14 protein-coding genes and 2 pseudogenes are annotated in these 19,940 nt (G+C 40.1%); 12 read left to right on the forward strand and 4 right to left on the reverse strand.

All coding sequences use genetic code 11. From position 1 onward, the window contains the following. The 4 genes and pseudogenes from ulaA to A3M5_RS0101800 all read left to right on the forward strand — a co-directional run bounded on the left by ulaA (position 1) and on the right by A3M5_RS0101800 (position 3,526). Positions 1-1,269 carry a PTS ascorbate transporter subunit IIC gene (gene ulaA / locus A3M5_RS0101785; protein ID WP_018392035.1) on the forward strand — a complete coding sequence of 423 codons (1,269 nt, stop codon included), beginning with the start codon at positions 1-3 and terminating at the stop codon, positions 1,267-1,269. A gap of 254 nt (positions 1,270-1,523) precedes the next feature. Beyond that, positions 1,524-2,196 (forward strand): annotated as a pseudogene (locus A3M5_RS22030) (DUF421 domain-containing protein). A 38-nt stretch (positions 2,197-2,234) separates the two neighbouring features. Further along, the gene (locus A3M5_RS0101795) at positions 2,235-2,741 is read left to right on the forward strand and encodes a DUF2243 domain-containing protein (RefSeq protein WP_018392036.1); all 507 of its coding nucleotides are present in this window, start codon (positions 2,235-2,237) and stop codon (positions 2,739-2,741) included. Then, positions 2,738-3,526, forward strand: a complete 789-nt coding sequence (locus tag A3M5_RS0101800; RefSeq protein ID WP_018392037.1) for a cytochrome c oxidase assembly protein — start codon at positions 2,738-2,740, stop codon at positions 3,524-3,526. Before A3M5_RS0101795 ends, A3M5_RS0101800 begins: the two co-directional genes overlap by 4 nt. A gap of 88 nt (positions 3,527-3,614) precedes the next feature. On the opposite strand, the gene ltaS is transcribed toward A3M5_RS0101800, so the two are convergent. Beyond that, on the reverse strand, positions 3,615-5,567 hold the full coding sequence (gene ltaS, locus A3M5_RS0101805; protein WP_018392038.1) for a lipoteichoic acid synthase: 1,953 nt from the start codon (positions 5,565-5,567) through the stop codon (positions 3,615-3,617). A 214-nt stretch (positions 5,568-5,781) separates the two neighbouring features. On the opposite strand from ltaS, the gene A3M5_RS25080 reads away from it, so the two are divergent. Further along, a complete protein-coding gene (locus A3M5_RS25080) occupies positions 5,782-5,895 on the forward strand; it encodes a CPCC family cysteine-rich protein (RefSeq protein WP_155894652.1) in 114 nt (37 codons plus the stop codon). Between the two features lie 102 nt (positions 5,896-5,997). Here A3M5_RS25080 and A3M5_RS0101810 read toward each other — a convergent pair whose 3' ends face one another. Further along, positions 5,998-6,351, reverse strand: a complete 354-nt coding sequence (locus A3M5_RS0101810) for a hypothetical protein (protein WP_155894653.1) — start codon at positions 6,349-6,351, stop codon at positions 5,998-6,000. A 772-nt stretch (positions 6,352-7,123) separates the two neighbouring features. Here A3M5_RS0101810 and A3M5_RS0101815 point away from each other — a divergent pair. Both A3M5_RS0101815 and A3M5_RS26340 read left to right on the forward strand, forming a co-directional pair. Further along, positions 7,124-7,549: a universal stress protein gene (locus A3M5_RS0101815; RefSeq protein ID WP_018392040.1), complete on the forward strand. Its 426-nt coding sequence runs from the start codon at positions 7,124-7,126 to the stop codon at positions 7,547-7,549. Positions 7,550-7,985: 436 nt separating this feature from the next. Next, positions 7,986-8,187 (forward strand): annotated as a pseudogene (locus A3M5_RS26340) (DDE-type integrase/transposase/recombinase); the annotation flags it as partial. A 92-nt stretch (positions 8,188-8,279) separates the two neighbouring features. Here A3M5_RS26340 and A3M5_RS0101820 read toward each other — a convergent pair. Continuing rightward, positions 8,280-9,188, reverse strand: a complete 909-nt coding sequence (locus A3M5_RS0101820; protein WP_018392041.1) for a LysR family transcriptional regulator — start codon at positions 9,186-9,188, stop codon at positions 8,280-8,282. A 333-nt stretch (positions 9,189-9,521) separates the two neighbouring features. On the opposite strand from A3M5_RS0101820, the gene A3M5_RS0101825 reads away from it, so the two are divergent. The 4 genes from A3M5_RS0101825 to A3M5_RS0101840 all read left to right on the forward strand — a co-directional run bounded on the left by A3M5_RS0101825 (position 9,522) and on the right by A3M5_RS0101840 (position 17,315). Next, positions 9,522-10,862: an ArgE/DapE family deacylase gene (locus tag A3M5_RS0101825; RefSeq protein ID WP_018392042.1), complete on the forward strand. Its 1,341-nt coding sequence runs from the start codon at positions 9,522-9,524 to the stop codon at positions 10,860-10,862. A 446-nt stretch (positions 10,863-11,308) separates the two neighbouring features. Continuing rightward, positions 11,309-12,796 carry an NCS1 family nucleobase:cation symporter-1 gene (locus tag A3M5_RS0101830; RefSeq protein WP_018392043.1) on the forward strand — a complete coding sequence of 496 codons (1,488 nt, stop codon included), beginning with the start codon at positions 11,309-11,311 and terminating at the stop codon, positions 12,794-12,796. A gap of 571 nt (positions 12,797-13,367) precedes the next feature. After that, on the forward strand, positions 13,368-15,509 hold the full coding sequence (locus A3M5_RS0101835) for a hydantoinase/oxoprolinase family protein (protein ID WP_018392044.1): 2,142 nt from the start codon (positions 13,368-13,370) through the stop codon (positions 15,507-15,509). Between the two features lie 6 nt (positions 15,510-15,515). Further along, a complete protein-coding gene (locus A3M5_RS0101840; protein ID WP_051080851.1) occupies positions 15,516-17,315 on the forward strand; it encodes a hydantoinase B/oxoprolinase family protein in 1,800 nt (599 codons plus the stop codon). Positions 17,316-17,616: 301 nt separating this feature from the next. Here the strand turns inward: A3M5_RS0101840 and A3M5_RS0101845 are convergent, their stop codons facing one another. After that, complete coding sequence (locus A3M5_RS0101845) at positions 17,617-18,459, reverse strand: helix-turn-helix transcriptional regulator (protein ID WP_018392046.1); 843 nt, start codon at positions 18,457-18,459, stop codon at positions 17,617-17,619. A 111-nt stretch (positions 18,460-18,570) separates the two neighbouring features. On the opposite strand from A3M5_RS0101845, the gene fabF reads away from it, so the two are divergent. Continuing rightward, complete coding sequence (gene fabF / locus A3M5_RS0101850) at positions 18,571-19,806, forward strand: beta-ketoacyl-ACP synthase II (protein ID WP_018392047.1); 1,236 nt, start codon at positions 18,571-18,573, stop codon at positions 19,804-19,806. The last annotated feature ends 134 nt before the right edge of the window (positions 19,807-19,940 follow it).

Genomic DNA, 19,940 nt, shown 5'->3' on the forward strand with positions numbered 1-19,940 from the left:
ATGTTAGATGTTATTATGAAGGATATTTTAGGAACACCGTCTATATTAGTCGGACTGTTCGCTTTAATTGGGTTATTATTGCAGCGTAAATCGAGCGCGGATGTTGTGTCTGGAACATTAAAAACAGTAATGGGCTTTATTATTATTAACGCTGGTGCAGCGGTTCTCATTGGTTCCCTTAACATATTTAGTCAAATGTTTGATCATGCTTTTAATGTTGAAGGGATTATCCCAAATAATGAAGCCATTGTCGCCGCTGCACAAAGCGATTTTGGTACCCCAACGGCGCTGATTATGGTATTTGGGATGATGGTGAACATTTTACTCGCTCGCTTTACTCGTTTTAAGTATATTTTCTTAACGGGCCACCACACATTATTTATGGCCTGCCTGATTGCCGTTACTTTATCGGTTGGCGGTTTGAAGGGCGTTCCACTTATCGTGGCGGGATCGATTATATTAGGATTATGTATGGTCCTTTTCCCAGCTCTGCTTCAACCGTACGTGCGACAAATTACGGGCAGTGATGATTTCGCGATTGGCCATTTTGGCACCATAGGGTATTTTGTTTCTGCAAAAGTCGGAGGATGGTTTGGAAATAAGGAAAAAACAACAGAAGAGATTAAAGTACCAAAATCACTAGGGTTTTTACGCGATACGTCTGTAGCTGTCTCACTCACAATGACGATCTTCTTTATTATTGTCGCTTTGTTTGCTGGACAAGACTATATTGAAACAACACTTTCTAACGGTTCGAATTTCATTGTATTCTCATTTATCCAAGCGCTTACGTTTGCGGCAGGTGTGTACATTATTTTAGCCGGTGTCCGGATGTTAATTGCCGAAATTGTTCCTGCATTCAAAGGAATTGCGGATAAAGTGGCGCCAAACACGAAGCCTGCGTTAGATTGTCCGACAATCTTCCCGTTCGCGCCTAACGCAGTTATTCTCGGTTTTCTATTTAGCTTTTTAGCAGGACTTTTATCTATGTTCATTCTTCCCATATTAGGATTAAAAGTAATTGTTCCAGGACTCGTTCCCCACTTCTTTACGGGTGCAGCGGCAGGGGTATTCGGAAATGTGACGGGTGGTAAACGTGGAGCCATGTTTGGATCATTTGCAAATGGACTTATCATCAGTTTCATACCAGCCATCTTACTGGTCTTGCTAGGGGATATTGGATTTGAAGGAGCCACATTTGGTGATTCAGACTTTGGAGTAGTAGGTATATTGATCTTGAGTATTATGAAACTTTTAGGATTATCTTAATTAAATAGGAAGTTGTTCTTGTTTGATTATAAAAAACTATAAACATTGTTTACAGGCTGAACCCTTGATCTATCAAGGGTTCTTTTTTATTTTGTTTCGATCACTATTTTTTAAAAGGAGAGGGATAAAATTCACAGGGATTGTACAAACTAAAAGGGGATATGCACTAGAAGCAATGAGAAATGTCTCCCTGTAACCGTAGGAAAAACAATCGGACGATTGGTTTACTTATGAAGAAAGGGGGTATTTACAAGATGAAAATTACATATTTAACGATTGAGCTTATCATTGGTTTTTTTCTTCTTTTTTTAATCGTTAAACTTGTCGGGAAAAAAATTATTAATCAAATTACACCCTTCACCTTTATTTCATCTATTGTGTTAGGAGAGTTATTAGGAAACGCATTATATGACCATCAAATTGGTGTTTCTTACATTATTTATTCTATGGTATTATGGGGTGTTTTACTTTTTTGGTCGAATATCTGGGTCAAAAATATCTAGCATTTCGCGGTGTTTTTGAAGGAAAACCGTCTGCTCTTATTCAAAATGGGATAGTAGATCGGGAGAATTAAGAAAAAACCGGATGAACCTTAATCAGCCGCAAAGTTTACTTCGACAAAATGAAACGTTTTCCATCCGGGAAGTCGCCTTTTGTTATTTAGAGGCAAACGGATCGATTAGTGTTTTAAAGAAGATAAAGTATCAAAAAACGACTCAGGAAGATTTTAATATGCCAATAAAACCCGTTTATGTTCCTGTAACCCTTATACGTGACGGTAAAGTTTTATGGGATGAACTAGATGATTTAGGTTTTGATGAAGCTTGGTTAAAAAGACAACTCACGTCTCAAGGTACTTCTGATTACAAAAATGTGTTTATAGCTGAATGGCTGGAAGATGACTGTCTTTTTGTCCAAACATATTAACAAACCAATTTCTCATTTCTATCCTAAAGGAGAATTCGATGGCTGGTAAAACTACTCATTCTAATGAATCAAATCGTTCTATCTACTCGACGCGCAATGTATGGGCGGGTATTCTATTCGGCCTTGGTTTAGTCGGCTTTATAGACGAAACCGTTTTTCATCAGTTGTTGCATTGGCATCATTTTTATGACAATGCAACAACGGACATAGGATTGGTTTCCGACGGCTTGTTTCATGCTTTTAGCTGGTTTTCGACAATCGGCTCGTCATTTCTAATTGCCGATCTTCACCGCCGAAATGCCTTTTGGTTTACAAGATGGATAGGAGGTGTATTGCTTGGGGGAGGTGCCTTTCAATTATATGACGGGATCATTCAACACAAGCTTATGCGGATACACCAGATTCGCTACAATGTCGATATTTTCCCTTACGACTTCATCTGGAACATAATAGCCGCTATCATGATCATTATTGGGATGATTCTTCTTGTTCGTACCAATACCAAACAGCGGATCACAACAAATAGGAGGGAGCGCTTCGAATGAGCCATGCCCACATTCATCAGAGTAATGGGGTTTCCTCCGAGCTTATGCTGGCGCTGCCGTTTGTACTGTTTATCGTTTTGTATATTCTTGCTGCTGTCGTATCCAATCGTTCGTACAAACAATGGCCGCTATACCGTTACATCTTCTGGATTTTCGGCGTTCTCTGCGCAGGCTCATCTGTGATTGGACCTTTAGCGAACAGTGCCCATCAAGATTTTACCGTGCACATGCTCGGTCACCTGCTGCTCGGAATGCTTGCTCCGCTTCTTATGGTACTTGCTGCCCCAATGACGCTTATTTTTCGCACCTTAAACGTGTCTTTGGCGAGGCATCTTTCACGTATGCTAAAGAGCAGGCCGGTGCGCATTTGGAGTCATCCAGTAGTTGCTTCTCTTCTCAATATCGGAGGGTTATGGGTGCTTTATACAACTGATTTGTATTCAGCGATGCAGCAGGCCATTCTTTTGCATATCTTTATACACATACACGTATTTTTTGCAGGCTACCTGTTTACCATTTCCATGATTTATATAGATCCGGCACCTCATCATTTTCGTTTTGACTACCGGGCTATCGTGTTAATTATGGCCTTGACTGGCCACGGAATCCTATCAAAGTACCTATATGCCCATCCACCTAAAGGTGTTCCTGCAGCCCAGGCAGAAACAGGCGGAATGCTTATGTATTATGGGGGGGATATTATTGATCTTGTTCTGATCAGCATCCTTTGCCTTCAATGGTACAAAGCGACTCGGCCTCGAGCAGCGATTTCCACCACGGCTTAGTGAACACAAAATTACACAAAAAAGCCTGTAAACAATGTTTACAGGCTGGACCTTTTCCCCTCTTTAAACTGTACAATGTATCTTTTTCTTACTCATTAGATTCTTTACCTTCTGAGTTGTTATAGTTATATTGTGAAGGGTCTACTGGTGTAAAGTTTTCAGGGGTATAGAATCGTAATAAATCTCCATTCACGACTCGATCTGAAAGCGCTAATTTATGTTCTACGATTTCCCGATATTTTTCCGCTTCAGCTAATTGATCTTCTTCCAGTTGCAGTCCTGTATTTGAATCATAAAATTCACCATCAACAGATGTAACCGTTGGACTTACAAAGTCACCATTTCGGAATGGAACAAGTGGATCATGCTTTTCAGATAATAAATCTGTTCCAAATTGTACATTATCTTTTGTATCAATGCCTAGCAAGTGAAGAAGGGTTGGAAGAATATCTATTTGTCCTCCGTATTCGTGGTTAACTCCACCTTCTACATTAGGCACACGAATGAATAATGGTACTCGTTGGAGGCCAGCACTTTCAAAGGGTGTAATTTCTTTTCCAAGAACTTGTTCCATCGCTTTATTATGGTTTTCTGAAATTCCATAATGGTCACCGTACATAATAATAATGGAATTATCATATAAACCAGATTCCTTTAGATAAGTAAAGAACTGCTCTAACGCTTCATCTGCATAACGAGCTGTTTGGAAGTACGTATCGACAGATTTATCACCCGTTGTATGCGGGGCAATGGAAGTATCTTCTTCATCAATCGGATACGGATAATGATTCGTAACTGTTATAAACTTTGAATAAAATGGTTGAGGTAACGAATCCAAGAGTGGAGTGGTTTCCTTATAGAACGGCTTGTCCATTAGCCCATACTCCGCTAGATCTTCACGCTTCATTTCATAGTAGCTCGAATCAAAAAACTTGTCATATCCAAATGATTTATAAATTTCATTGCGATTCCAAAAGGTCCGTGAATTCGGATGAAACACCGCAGACGTATAGCCTTCCTGGCCTAAAATAGCTGGAGCAGCCTGATAAGTGTTTAACCCTTTTGTTGTAAAGGCTGCACCTTGTGGTAATCCATACAATGAATTTTCTAGCATAAATTCCGCATCAGCGGTTTTACCTTGCCCTGTTTGATGAAAGAAATTATCAAAATAAAGTGTATTTTCTTCTCTCGTCAATGAATTTAAAAACGGTGTTACTTCTTCTCCATGTAACTTGTAATTTATAAGGAAGTTTTGCATGGATTCAAGATGGAGATAAATTACATTCATTCCTTTTCCGGCACCAAAGTAAGCCGGATTTGGCTCAGCATAGTTAGATTTTGTGAAGTTAATGACTTCTGTAATGTCATCGCTATCTGCCAATACCCTTTTTGCAGAAGCTTCCGTACTTTGAACAGCATCATAAATGGTGTAATTGTACATACCTAAATATTTCACGATATAGTTTCGATCAAATCCCCTTGTTAATAATTGAGGACGATCGATCTCAGCTAAAGATAGATTGGCTCCTGAAATAACTAGACCTAATAAAAAGATAGCAGCAACTTTCCGTCGATTCATATCTTTAACTTCAATTTTTACAAATTTAAAAGAAAGCAATACGATCAAAAGAATCATGTCAGTGAAGAATAAAAAGTCATATGGTTTTAAAAGGGAAACCACACTACTACTTACATCACCAAAATTTTGTGTCTGAGTTAAAGTCGGTAATGTAATGAAATCATTAAAAAATCGGTAATATAAAACATTGGCATATAGAAGGAATGATAAAAGGAAATCAATCACAATCAGCCAAATATACTTTTTTCGTCCTTTAAAGAAGAAAGCAAAACCTAAAAATAATATGGAAGACCCTAAAGGATTTAGGAATAATAAAAACTTTTGAATAGAATTTTCAATCCCTAAGTCAAACTGTGTTAATTGAACGATATATGTTTTCATCCAAAAAAGAACTACCGCCACAAAGAAAAAGCCAACATATTTATTGAAAAAACTTTGACCTTTTTGCAATACGTTATTCATTTTTACACCTCTCTAGCCAACTATTATCCATGATTTTAGCTAATTATACAAGTATAACGATAGAAACAAATGAACCTATCTTAACACACGTGATAGTATAGCTGTTTTTTAACCCTACACAAAATGAATCTTAGGGTTCTGTTAATGAATCATATTGATCTTCTCCTTCAACTAACGGAGCAGGTTAGAATATCTTATTAGTGGGGGTGACGTTGTGAAATATGTTTGTCCGTGTTGTGGCGAAGAATTAATAGACACTGATGAAATATGTGAAATATGTTGTTGGGAAGATGATGGAGGTTCAGTTTTGAACGCCTGTGCGTTTTAACGTAAAAAGACTGTGGCCTATATTCATTTTTTAGTCAGATCTTCTTCAGCCGTGCATATAATAAGTTTAGCTGTCACTTAAAAAGCCTTGATCAGTACTAGATCAAGGCAATTCTTTACCATTTAATACTGTTCCAAAGTCTTCTGTTGTTGTCATCGCGGTCGTTTTTACGGTGTCGGTCATCATCGCGGTCGTTTTTACGGTGTCGGTCATCATCGCGGTCGTTTTTGCGGTGTCGGTCATCATCGCGGTCGTTTTTGCGGTGTCGGTCATCATCGCGGTCGTTTTTGTGGTATCGATCATCATCGCGGTCGTCTCTGCGGCGTCGGTCATCATCGCGGTCGTCTCTGCGGCGTCGGTCATCATCGCGGTCGTCTCTGCGGCGTCGATCATCATCACAATCTTTTCTGTGGTGTCGATCATCATCGCGGTCGTCTTTGTGGCGTCGGTCATCATCACAATCTTTTCTGCGGATATCACCATAATCTGGATTGAACCAAATGGTTTTACAATCGTTCGTACTGCTCCATCTCCAACATTTTTTCTTTCTATGATCGCGGTTTTTACATCTGGAACTCATAATTATATCCCCCTTTCGTAAAATTGCGAGGTTAAAACTACCCCTTGCAATATATAGTATGATTTAGGAAGTAACTGGTATAGTTTGTTCTACTAGTAAAAGTGAATATAAAAGACAACGGAGACAATTCTTCACTATCAAATCTGGATAGGCCAAAAGAAGAGACAATCACTTCTTTTTTAATTTTTTATGACAAATATGTAAAAAAATTAAATTTTTGTGAACGTGTAGTGTGATAACATTACAAACTACTTAAGGAGTGATTGGTGTGGATCGAGTATTGACGAAGCGTTTAAATAAACAAGGACTTATTTTTGTGGCGGTCCATACGATATTTTACCTTAACCTCGCAGTCGAGTTCATTATCTCTTCTTAATTTTTAAAAATAAGTATGGGTTCACTGCTCAGTGCAGTGGCCTTTTTTATGTTTTGTACATGTAGATGGCTGAACTAAAAATGGACGATATGTATACATAATGACGATCGACTTTGCTGATGGCCTGCGACTACGCGATAGCTTAGTGTTTCTGAGAATATCGCTAGTAGTTTAAAATAACTTAATAATCTGAATATTTAATTGACTTAAATCGGTCATTATGTTTAAAATAAATAGAGTACATAATTCAGTTAAAGGGGATGTGAACGAGAATGTCAAAAATTGTCGTTGCTTATGACGGATCTGAATTGAGTAAAAAAGCATTGGAAAGAGCGATTATTCTAGCAAAACAAGATGAAAAAGTGGAATTAAACGTGATCACCGCTATTCCTCGACCTATAGCATCGATTTATAATTATGGTGCAATAGCTGATACAGCACATGAAGCGAATCTTGAAGTGGCAAGGGAAATGATGAAAGAAGTAGAAGGCAAATTGGAAATGGTTCCGAATAAGACGGAAACATTTATTATAGACGGAAATCCAGCACAGACGATTGAAGAATTTGCAAAAAATAATAATGTAGACCTTATTGTCATGGGCAGCCGGGGATTGGGTGGCGTAAAGGAGCTGTTCTTAGGCAGTGTGAGCCATCATGTCGTTCAAAAAGCGAAGAGCGAAGTCTTTATTGTTAAATAACATTATTAAACGTATTTGAACTCATTAAGTGTCTCGCATCGGCGATATTCTAAAACTCAGGGGGTTCAGCTATACAGGACCGGCTTACACCTTAAAACGCGCGGACCACAAGAAACAGGAAGCCCCTTGCAAAAGGAGCTGGATAGGATAAAAAAAACGCGACGGACGAGTTAGTCTTCTTATATGAAGATGAAAGCCATATCCGTGATTACCAGACTTTGCGTTCCACTTGGAGCCCTAAAGAAAAACAGAAACAAATTCCTACTTACGGACACCATGCGGCTGTCCGTTTGTTTGCGTTAACGTTTAAAACGGGGAATTTCTCTGCTTTGAAGGAAATTTTTCAAACCTTAAGAAGAAAGAGCCCATTGCTGTAAAAAATGCCCTCACTAAGGAACATTCACTATTTTATAGAGGACGCTTAGCGAATTAATCGAGTATTAAAGCAGATAAAGCGTACATAAAGGTAAAAAACAATGGGTGTACTTGTAACGGGCGATAGATTCAGAAGGAAACACCATTGATTTTTATTTAAGTAAATAAGAGATAAACAGGCCACGAAGCGCTCTAGGACAGCTTTGTGGTTTTTTCATGTTTTTAATCCCTGTTGTCTAACGGTTGATAAGCATCCAGCTTATATGTAAGTCCGCAATCTGTAATTGTGAACAGGTTATCTTGGCTTTATGTCCCTCTCAAATAGTTTGAACTAGAACGACTTTTATGGCAACATCTAAAAATTGTCTTCTGTAAAGCTAGTAATAATTGATTCTTTTAAAAATGAAATAAATGAATGTACAACCGGAGAAGTTTCATCCTTGTTCCATGCTGCCCCAACTTTACATGTAGTAAAACTTTTTTTAAGTTGTAAGTAGACAATTTCATCGTTTTTTACAAATTGAATGGAAGATGGCAGTAAGGCTATACCTATTCCGGAAGCAACAAATGCTAAAGCAGTGTGTAACTCTTGCGCTTCTTGGGTCTTTTTAGGGCTGAAGCCAGCATGCTGACAAAGACTAATGACAGCATCATAATAACTCTGTCCTGCAATTCTTGGGGTCATGATGAAATGTTCGTTAGCAAGGCGGGATACATCGATAGGCTCTGTTTCTACAGCTAATGGATGTGTTTTTGGCAAGGCAACAATAAATGGTTCTTCACGCAGCATTTCCACGTGTATTGATGCGCTTTCAACAGGTAGAACCAATAAACCGACATGAATGGTGCTTTCATGAAGAGATTCCATTTGCTCAGTTGTTGACAATTGCCGCAAGACAATATTTATATTTGGGTATTTTACTTGATAACTTCGAAGTAATAAGGGAAGAAGTTCAAAAGCGATTGATCCTGTAAAGGCTAATATTAATTGGCCAGCTTCTCCTTGATCGATACTTCGTGCCTCTTCACACGCCAGGTGTACACGATTCAGAATTTCATATGCCCTCTTTAGAAAAACTTCTCCGGCTGGTGTTAATTCAACGCGTTGTTTTGTTCGGGTAAACAAAAGCAAATCTAATTCAGCTTCTAGTTGCTTAATTTGTTGACTTAAAGGTGGCTGTGCCATTTGTAAGCGTTGTGCTGCTCTCCCAAAGTGAAGCTCTTCTGCCACAGCTATAAAGTATTTTAAATGTCTTAATTCCATACGTGCACCTCTTCATATTTATAAAGTATTAACTAGTAAACAAACAAGTATTAGAAATAACTGGTTAGTCGTTGTATGATTATTTTAACAAATATTCGGAAGGATGTGAATATTCAAACAATTAGTTTCTGCAGTGCATCTCTCCATATGATTTAAGCTTACAACAATAAATTGTAAGGGGATACACTAAAAATATAGTTTTATATTTTTAACCGAAAAGGCAAGTAGCTTTTTCAATTTGAGACATATGTTTTAAGACCCAATTATCATCGAAGGCTAATTGCACAAGCTTTCGACGCAACATTTAAAAAAATGAATATAGGAGTGTTGAAAATGGAGACATTGTTATCTAGTGGAGTACGTCAAAAAGTGAATGCTTATATGCAAGAGAATCGTGAAAGTTTGATTGAAGGATTACAAAAGTTAATCCAGATTCCTAGTGAAACAGGGTATGAAGGCCCTGTTCAAGAACACATCAAAAAAGTGATGGAAAACCTAGGGCTTGAAACTGATACATTTGTTGCCGACGCAGAAAAAGTGAGACGTCACCCTGAATATACAGAGTCAGAAGTAGAGCGTCTTGTAGGATTCGATGGCCGTCCGAACGTAGTCGGTAAGTGGGCTGGATCAGAAGATGAAAAATCACTTCTATTGTTTACTCACGTAGATACAGTTCCGGTAGGAGACTTAGTGCACTGGAAGTATCCAGCCCACGATGGAGTGATTGAAGATGGTTTAATGTATGGCCGGGGAACGGCTGATAATAAAGGTGGTTTTGGTTCGATCCTTGCGGCATTAGAAGTCATTAAGGGATTGGGATTAAAACCAAAAGGGAATATCACCGCAATATCTGTCGTTGATGAGGAAGTAGGAGGAGCCGGCGGCGCAGTTGCGATGACTCAATATCTTGAAGAACAGAACTTTAAGGCGGATGCATGTATTTACCCACATCCACTAACAACTGGAGCGGGTCCTCAAATTGCCTGTGCAGGTGGATTAATTTTCAAAATAAGAGTGACAGGAGTAGCTGCTCACAACTTAAACGGTCAAGTGGGAATTAATGCAATCGGCAAGGCCATGAAAATATATGATGCTTTAATCGAGTTAGACAATAAGCGGGTAGGCACTGTCAGCTATGCACCATTTGAACGTTATTTCGCTGCTTCCGATATGCAAGTTCGTTCAAGTAACTTAACTCCAGCGATGATCAATGCTGGTCAATGGGCATATAAAGTGCCAGCTGAATGTGAACTAACTGGAACAATTGGCTATCCACCAAATGAAACTCTTGAAGAAGTGAAAGCACAAATTGAGGAAGCAGTTAACCAAGTTGCTGACCAAGATGCGTGGCTATCTGAAAATCCACCGGAAATTACTTATGAATGGCACACAAGCCCAGCTGAAATAAGCCCTGATCATCCTTTTGTTCAGATGGTAAAGTCAAACATTGATGAAGTCGTAGGCAGAGAAACGGAAATCTATGGAATGCCTACATTTAGTGATATTCGTTTCCCGCTTATTTACATGAATATGCCTGCAATCATCTACGGTCCAAAAGGCGGAAATCTTCATGGATCTGATGAATGGGTCAATGTACAAGATTGGTTAGAATGTGTCGAAACAAATGTTCTAAACATATTGGAATGGTCTGGATACGATGAGATCAATAAGTAAAAAGCAACAGTAATTACCTGTAAAAAACTAAGTTTAAATTTAATGAAGAGCACAGCGGAAAGATAATTTTGAAAAATTACTCAATGCTGTGCCTGCATTTTTATAGATCTAAGTTCAAAAAAATTTCACGGTAGAACAAGACTTCACTCCAAAAAGCAAGCAATATTGAATGGAGGAGTGAAGTCGTTTTTAAAACTCTCAATTAGGTAAAACAAAAACATTATAGCCCCTAAACCCGATGACACTGCTGCCTATAGTATTGTAATAAACGCCCAGTTCAGTCTCCTTTAGATAGTAATTAACTCCACTTCAGAAAAAAGAATGAACCAAGCACTTCCGCATGTAAACCTAAGATTTTCACTTTAAATGTAAGCGCTTAATATAGGTGTAAAACTCTTATATGAGCCGTTCCATAATAATATAAAAATCAAAGGGGCTTTGATTAGATGGCTATGAATCAACCTAGTCTTCAAAAAGAAAAGGCAAGTTCACTTAGTAACCCAGACTTGTTGCCTGTACAGACGGAGGATCGGACTTGGAAAACACAAAACTTTGCTTCTATGTGGATGGGTGTTATCAATAATATTCCGACATATGCAACGATTGGAGGATTAGTTGTTTTAGGGTTTTCTCCATGGCAAGTTATTGCGATTGTTCTTACTGCGTCGCTTATCCTTTATGGAGCTTTAGCGCTTAATGGTCATGCCGGATCTAAATATGGAATACCATTTCCGGTGTTGATCCGAACCTCTTATGGAACGATGGGGGCAAATGTTCCAGCTGTATTGCGCGGGATCGTTGCGATTATGTGGTTAGGCATACAGGCGTATGCAGGGAGCGCAGCGTTTAATATAGCGTTCACACTCCTTTGGCCAGGTTGGGCTAATCTAGGGGGAGACTGGACGGTTTTAGGAATCGGCCTGCCAGGATTGCTATCTTTTTTAATCTTTTGGTCGCTGCACTTCTTAGTGTTAAAGCGGGGGATGGAGTCGCTGAAAAAATTTCAAGCGTTCACAGGTCCTTTAGTATACATTGTATTAATCGGTTTGCTTTGGTGGGCGATTGATGCAGGGGGCGGACTGAGTACGATCTTCTCTCAAACTGGGAAGTATGAGACGTTTGGAACTGCATTTCTCCCTTTCATTAGTGCAGTAGCAGGTATTATTGGAATTTGGTCGACATTGATTCTGAATATCCCTGACTTTACTAGATTTGCAGGATCGCAGAAAGATCAAATAAAAGGCCAATTATATGGACTCCCAGTAACATTTACTATCTTTACGTTTGTCACAGTTACAGCAACAGCTGCCACAACAGTCGTCTTTGGGAAACCAGTAGGAGATATCATCATTCTTCTCCAACAGTTTGATAGACCGGTTATCATCGCCATTGCGGCTCTTATGCTGGCAGCAGCAACGATCACGGTAAATGTTATTGCGAATCTTGTTTCACCGGCTTATGATTTAGCCAATTTGTTTCCAAGGTGGATTACTTTCCAACGAGGCTTTTACATTACAATGTTTGCGGCTCTCTTTACATTCCCTTGGAAGCTAATGGAGAATGCTGATACAATCTTTACTCTTCTCAACTTGATTGGAGGAGCGCTTGGACCAATCGCTGGTGTGATGATTGCTGATTATTACATTATCCGCAAGCGCCAACTCAATATAAACGATATTTACTCTTTAAAAGGAGAGTATACTTATTTTAAAGGCTATAACTATAGAGCGTTTGCTGCGACTGCATTTGCTGCTGGGATCGCTTTAATCGGGTCATTCGTGCCTTCTTTGAAAGGGTTATATGACATTTCATGGTTTTTAGGAGTTATTCTTTCCTTTTTCGTTTATATTGGTTTGATGCGTCTGCATCCTCCTGCATCTGTCAAAGATCAATTGGAAGAGGAAACGAATACTGTAATTAAAACAGTAAATTAATTTGGAAATTTACAGTGAATAAAAATTAAGCTATAATGGATAGTTTATCAACCAATTTTAAAATGATTGATAAAAGGAAGAAGCCGCTTTTTTACGCTCTTAATTATTTAAATATTCAGTGTATTAATCAGGAGACGCTATAAGTTTAATAGAAATGAGGGTTTTGAAATTTCGAAATCATTCGGTTTTTCGATTATTATCTATCTTGCGCAAATTCCAGGATATTTCTCCGCAGCCTTTTTAAACGATATTAGATGAAAGCTTGTCTGAATGGAAAGCCAATTAAATGATAGTCCCCTTCTTCTTAGTTGATAGAAAAAGGGGACAGATTCTTTGAAAGGGGTGTTGCCCGACAGTTAGGATCAACGTGATTTGAGCCATTATTACACCTATGAGAGATGTAAGAAGGTAACAGGATCGTTCCTGTTTCTTACATATAGCAGCTGAGGTTTTTCTTTGATTCAATACTTTCTTTGTCTTTCCAATATATTGTGACGCCATGTATTCCATGGAAAAGAATGAAAGCGCTTGATTACTCTATTAGAAAAACTAGAAAAAAGGAGTTGTTCATATGATTCGAATAGGTGTTGACGTTGGGGGTACGTTTACCGACCTAATACTAGTTGATGAATTGACGAATAAAATTCATGTACACAAAGTTCCAAGTACGATTGAGGATCAGTCTATCGGGGTGATCAATGGCATTCAAGAACTATGTAAAAACGCTGACGTTCCTGTAACAGATGTAGACTATGTTCTTCATGGAACAACGGTCGCCACTAACATTATTATTGAGCGTGACGGTGCTGCAGTCGGAATGCTGACTACGAAAAATTACCGGGATATTTTACACATTGCCCGTCACAAAAAGGCAGAAAATTTCTCTATTCAGCAAGATCTTCCTTGGCAAGCTGATCCTTTAGTATTGCGCAGAAACCGTATTCCTATTACAGAGAAACTGGCCGCTCCGGATGGTCACGTAAAAGTACCGATGAATGAAGAAGAAGTTCGTGAAGCGGTGCAGCGGCTTAAAGAGTCTAAGGTAGATGTTGTAGTCGTTTCTTTCCTTTTTTCATTTTTAAATGATGTACACGAACAACGGGCGAAGGAAATCGTGAAAGAATTGTGGCCGGAAGTACAATGCTTTACCTCTAGTGAAATTGCTCCTCAAATGCGAGAGTATGAGAGGTTTAGTACAGCAGCGATGAATGCCTATGTAGCACCGCGCGTCAGCCGATACTTAGATCATCTAGTTAGTGCTCTTGATAACGCCGGATTACAAGGAGAACTTCACATCATGCAGTCTTCAGGTGGCATGGCTACTAGTGACATGGCAACGGAAAAACCAGTCACATTGCTAAAGTCAGGCCCATCTGGAGCCGTATTGGCCACTGCTTGGTGCGGTGAGTTGGAGGGAGTTCCTAATCTCATTAGTGTGGATATTGGTGGTACTTCAGCGGATATTTCAGTGATTCCAAATAACACACCGAAAATTATCAATCCTCGTGATGCTGAGGCGAACGGCTACCCGGTACTTGTTCCGATGATTGATGTAGAAGTTATTGGTGCAGGCGGCGGATCGATTGCCTACATTGACGCCGGTGGGGCATTCCGAGTAGGACCTAGAAGTGCAGGCGCCAATCCAGGTCCGGCTTGTTATGGTCGAGGGGGAGAATCTCCGTGTGTGACCGATGCCAATGTCATACTTGGACGCCTCGATCCTGAACAATTTCTTGGAGGAGATCTCCAATTGCATCCTGAGTTAAGCTATAAAGCGGTTGAAGAAACACTTTGTCGTCAACTGGGTATGTCTGTAGAAGAGGCCGCTCTCGGCATTCTTAAAATTATTAACAACCATATGGCTCTTTGCATCCGTGCAAAGTCTGTAAGTAAAGGGATAGATCCACGTGAATATGCCCTGTTTGCAGCAGGTGGTGCTGGTCCGCTTCATTCCGTCGAGCTGGCTGAAACGATAGGCTGTAACTTAGTTATCGTCCCGGCTTATCCTGGAATTAGCGCAGCGACTGGTTTATTGGTTGGAGACATTAAATACGACTTTATTAAATCTCATATTAACCGTATCGACAAAATTAATGATGAAGCCATTCAATCAATTAACTCTGATCTTGAGGAACTATCCAATACTGCCTACGCTCAATTGATTAAGGATGGTGTTAAACCGGAGGATATCTTGATAGAGCGGATAGCAGAGTGCAGGTATGCAGGTCAAGGGTTTGAATTACGTGCATCCATCCCAGAGGGGCTGCTTACTGAGCAATCCATGGCGATTATTAGTCAAAGATTCCATGAGGCACACGAGGAAGAGTATGGTCATCATTTTCCAGAAAATGTAGTGGAATTAATTACTTTGCGCATCGTAGCGACAGGAAAAACACCTTCATTAAATATACCAAAGTTAGAGATTGGGGATCGTATTAATCCGAACGAAGCACTTATGTATGAGCGTGAAACAGTATTTGAGGTGGATGGTGAGATTAAACGTTACCCGACTCCTCGTTACGATCGAAGTAAATTGCTGGCTCACGATTTGATCATGGGACCTTCGATTATCGTGCAGCGCGACTCGACAACTTCGGTACCGCCACATTGGCAAGCCACTGTTTCAGAAAATGGAACTTTATTTGTAGCATCAAAGGTTGTACAGGGCGGCGCAGCAGAGTCAGTTGAAAAACTTTTCACGAAGGTGAGGTAATTGAATATGACGACCAATCAAACGAACCAAACTATCATTCAAAATAAAGTTGATCCTGTAACTTTGCAAGTGATCGGTGGAGCACTAAAGACGATAGCGAAAGAGATGGCACACGTCATGTACCGGATGGCGTACTCCTCACTTATTCGCGAATCGGAAGACCTTGGGGCAGGGATCTTTGATGTTTTTGGTAACACATTGGCCGAAGCAGATTCTACACCTATGCAACTCGGCTGTTTACCGGGATACATTCGGGGGTTCCAAGAAAAACTGGGAGATAACCAACATCCCGACGATATCATTTGGAATAATGACCCTTATGCGGGTGCCTCTCACTCCCCAGACGTTGCTTTGTGTCAACCTATATTTTATAAAGGTGAATTAGTTGGATACGCAGGTGCTACCGCCCACCATTTAGATATGGGAGGAGCCCAGCCTGGACTCATGATTGATGTGCCCGATGTGTTTGCAGAAGGCTTGATTCTAAATGGAGTGAAGCTTTATGACAAAGGGGTACGGAACGAAACTTTGTTTGAAGTCATTCGTCAAAATGTTCGTACGCCTGTACAGGTAATCGGGGATTTAGAGGCACAGGTTGCAGCCTGCCGGATGGGAGTCAAGCGGTTCGTTGAGCTGATGGATAAGTATGGAAAAGACGCTGTTATTTTAGCTTGCGAAGAGTTAATGAACTATTCTGAGCGAATGATGCGAAGAGAAATTGCCAAAATTCCCGATGGCGTATATGAGGCTGAGTCATGGCTTGATAACGATGGCCGTAATCTGGATACGCCACTGAAAGTACACGTGAAAATGACGAAACAAGGAGAAGAACTGGAAGTAGATGTTTCCGGCTCTGCTGATCAAGTATCCACTGCATTTAATGTGGCGTATTCTGGAGCTCTTTGCGTAAGTGTTCATAGTGTGCTGCGGTCCATATTTTTAGATACATTTACTACCGAAGAAGATGTCCCGGCGAATGAGGGAGCGTTTCGTCCAATTAAAATTAAAGCACGTAAGGGATGTATCTTTAATCCAATTAAACCAGCCGCTCTGTTTAGCCGCGGTAATCAGGTGAACACTGTAGCAGATCTGATTATCAAAGCGTTAACACCTGTTCTCCCTAATCAGACTTGCGCAGGCAGCGCAGCCAACCTGCAATTTGCTTCTTATGCCGGGCTAGACGAAAACAATGAGTACTGGGTTTATATTGAGGTAAATGAAGGATCTTATGGAGGACGTCCGGGTAAAGATGGAATGGACGCTGTAGACTTCAGTTCATGGAACACGATGAACAATCCAATCGAAGATCTTGATATGCACATTCCTCTCGTTTGTGAACAGTATGAACTCCGGGAAGATACAGGAGGTGCTGGACAATGGCGGGGGGGCTTAGGGATCGTGAGATGGAACCGCTTCTTAACGGATGGATTTATGACGATGGAAGGGGACAAACACACTGTACGTCCATGGGGATACAAAGGCGGACTTCCTGGAACAAGCGCAAATCTGATTAAAAACCCGGATAGCGTTTCTGAAGAACTCCCGTCTAAGATCAATGGCCATCGCTTCCAAGCTGGAGAATCTGTGCAAATTCTAGTCCCATCATCTGGAGGATACGGGGATCCGCTCCAACGATCCGCCAAGCAAGTATTTGAAGATGTACTAGATGAGATTGTTTCGGTTGAAACGGCCTACCGTGATTATGCGGTCGTGATTAAGGATCAGAAGCTGGATGTAGCGGCTACGGAGAAAAGAAGAGAAGAAATAAGAAGAACGAGAGGGAAACTGCCCGTTTATTCCGAATAATACTCACTGTTTTAACATGTCAATGGGCAAAGCAACTTTTATTATAGGGGGATAGCGGAATGCAGACTAAGATCGTCACGTTCTGTGACAACGCCTGCATGACCCACATCCTGTGGGCCTAAAACCCCCGCTGATGGAAGATTCATTAACACATAAACAAGCAGCCAAGTGCTTTTTTAAGAAAGACTTGGCTGCTTGTTCTATTGTGCCCTTTACAAGAGATTTATTTAAATATTGCCGTTTAGAAAAAGTATATTCACTTAACTGCTTCGTGCAAAATTTGTTAGACGTATACCCCTGCTCAAATATTATTTTCAATTAAGCGCTTTAACTTATCTTCAGTTCGGGTATCATCAACCGGAGTATAGACACTGCATCTTAAATCAGTATCTCCTTGTACTTGTAAAGAAGTGAGGCTAAATACCATTTTTCCAGCTTTAGCATGGCGAAATTCGATTAACACATCTGGAGCCGAACTCACTTCGCCTTGGTTCCACAGTTCTTGAAATTCCGGATAATTTTGTTCCATTTCCTCGATGAATTGTGAATACCATTTATCGGCAAAATATTGACCATAATACGTTCGGAAAATGGCAAGAAATCCTTTTACAAAATGGGCCCAATTAACCGCTAAACTCCTAAATTCTTTTCTTGCAAATAATAAACGAATAAGATTCCGCTCTTCTAACGGAATGTGATCAAAATCCAAAAATACATGTGCTGCTGCCTTATTCCATCCAACAATATGGCAGTGCCTATCTGAAATAATCGTAGGGCAATATTGAAGCTCCTGCAATATTTTATTTAAGGAAGGGTTGATTAATGTTTCTTCTTCAAGTGAAAACTCGTTTTTTACTCCTTCTTCCAAAGCTAACGCGAATAAATATTTTTTTTCATCTGGTTTTAATAGTAACGCGTTGGAAATAGCGTCTAAAACTGAAGCAGATACTTTAATATCTCTCCCTTGTTCTAACCACGTATACCAGGTTGTACTTACAGCAGCTAAATGAGCCACTTCTTCCCTTCGGAGACCAGGTGTTCTTCTTCGTTTACCCATTGGCAGTCCGACCATATGGGGATGAATTTTAGAACGACGTGTTTTTAAAAACTCTGATAGCGCCTGAAGTCTAGTTTCCGAATTCATTTTTATTCCCCTTTTTTAATGTAGTGTAAATTATACCATGATAAACAACAAATTGTAATAGGATAACAATGAGGTAAAATTAGAATAAAGACGATGTTAGGAGGAGTTTAAATGAAGAGAGTTGTAATTACTGGAATGGGAGTTATTTCACCGTTAGGGAATGATCTTGATACTTTCTGGCACCATTTAACGAAAGGTAAGTCTGGAATTACGTTGATTGATACTTTTGATGTATCCGATACCAAAACAAAAATAGCTGGTATTATTCGTGACTTCGATGCAGAAGGCCGATGGGGCCGCAAGGAAGCAAGGCGTATGGATCGTTTTTGCCAGTTTGCTTTAGCTGCAGCTGAACAAGCTTTGGAAAATTCACAATTACAATTGGACAAGATTGATCGAGAACGATTTGGCGTATATGTCGGTTCCGGTATTGGAGGAATCAATGCCTTTATTGATAATGTCAATTTGTTAAACGAACGAGGACCGGGAAGAGTAAGTCCTAGTATGGTGCCTATGATGATATCGAATGCGGCCGCTGCCCAAATAAGTATTAGATTAGGTGCATTTGGTCCATCATTGTCGCCCGTTACCGCATGTTCTATTGGTAACACGTCTATTGGTGAGGCGTTCAGTGTCATTCGAAACGGTGAAGCAGATGTTATTTTTGCTGGTGGAACGGAAGCGGCCATTACGAGATTATCCTTGGCAAGTTTCGGAAATGCGACAGCTTTATCGATGAGAAATGAGGAACCAACTTTAGCGAGTCGGCCGTTTGATGTAAATCGAGATGGGTTTGTAATGAGCGAAGGAGCCGGTATATTGGTGTTGGAATCAATGGAACACGCGGTACGACGGGAAGCTCCTATTTATGGTGAAGTGATCGGGTATGGAGCAGGTTCGGATGCTTATCATATGGTAGCATCGCACCCAGAAGGAAGAGGGGCTTATTCGGCGATGAAAAATGCTCTGGTAAAGGCAAATATATCTGCAAGTGAGGTAGACGTTATTAGCGCTCACGCAACAAGTACACAAGTAGGTGACATTTCTGAAACACTAGCTATAAAGAGGTTGTTTGGAGATCATGCCTATCAAATTCCAACTACAGCTAACAAATCGATGCTCGGTCATATGCTCGGCGCCGCTGGTGGGGTTGAGGCAATTGCTCTAGTGAAAAGTCTTCAACAAGGTATAGTACCTCCAACTATCAATTTGGAGACGGCTGATCCGGAGTGTGATTTGGATTATGTCTCGGAGGGCGCGCGGAGTGTTCCACTAAACATTGGTATTTCCAACTCATTCGGCTTTGGGGGTCACAATTCAGCTATTATATTAAAAAGATATGAATGAAAATGGACAGTGATCATTCGTGATTAAGGTGTTTGGAATCTGATGATGAATGAATAATCCTTCCTATTTAATAGGTATTAATAGTTAAAAAAGGACTACAGTTAAATACAATTAAGGCCTGTTTTGTTTGTTCT

It is taken from the genome of Bacillus sp. 37MA (assembly GCF_000372765.1).
Lineage (GTDB): Bacteria > Bacillota > Bacilli > Bacillales > Domibacillaceae > Domibacillus > Domibacillus aminovorans.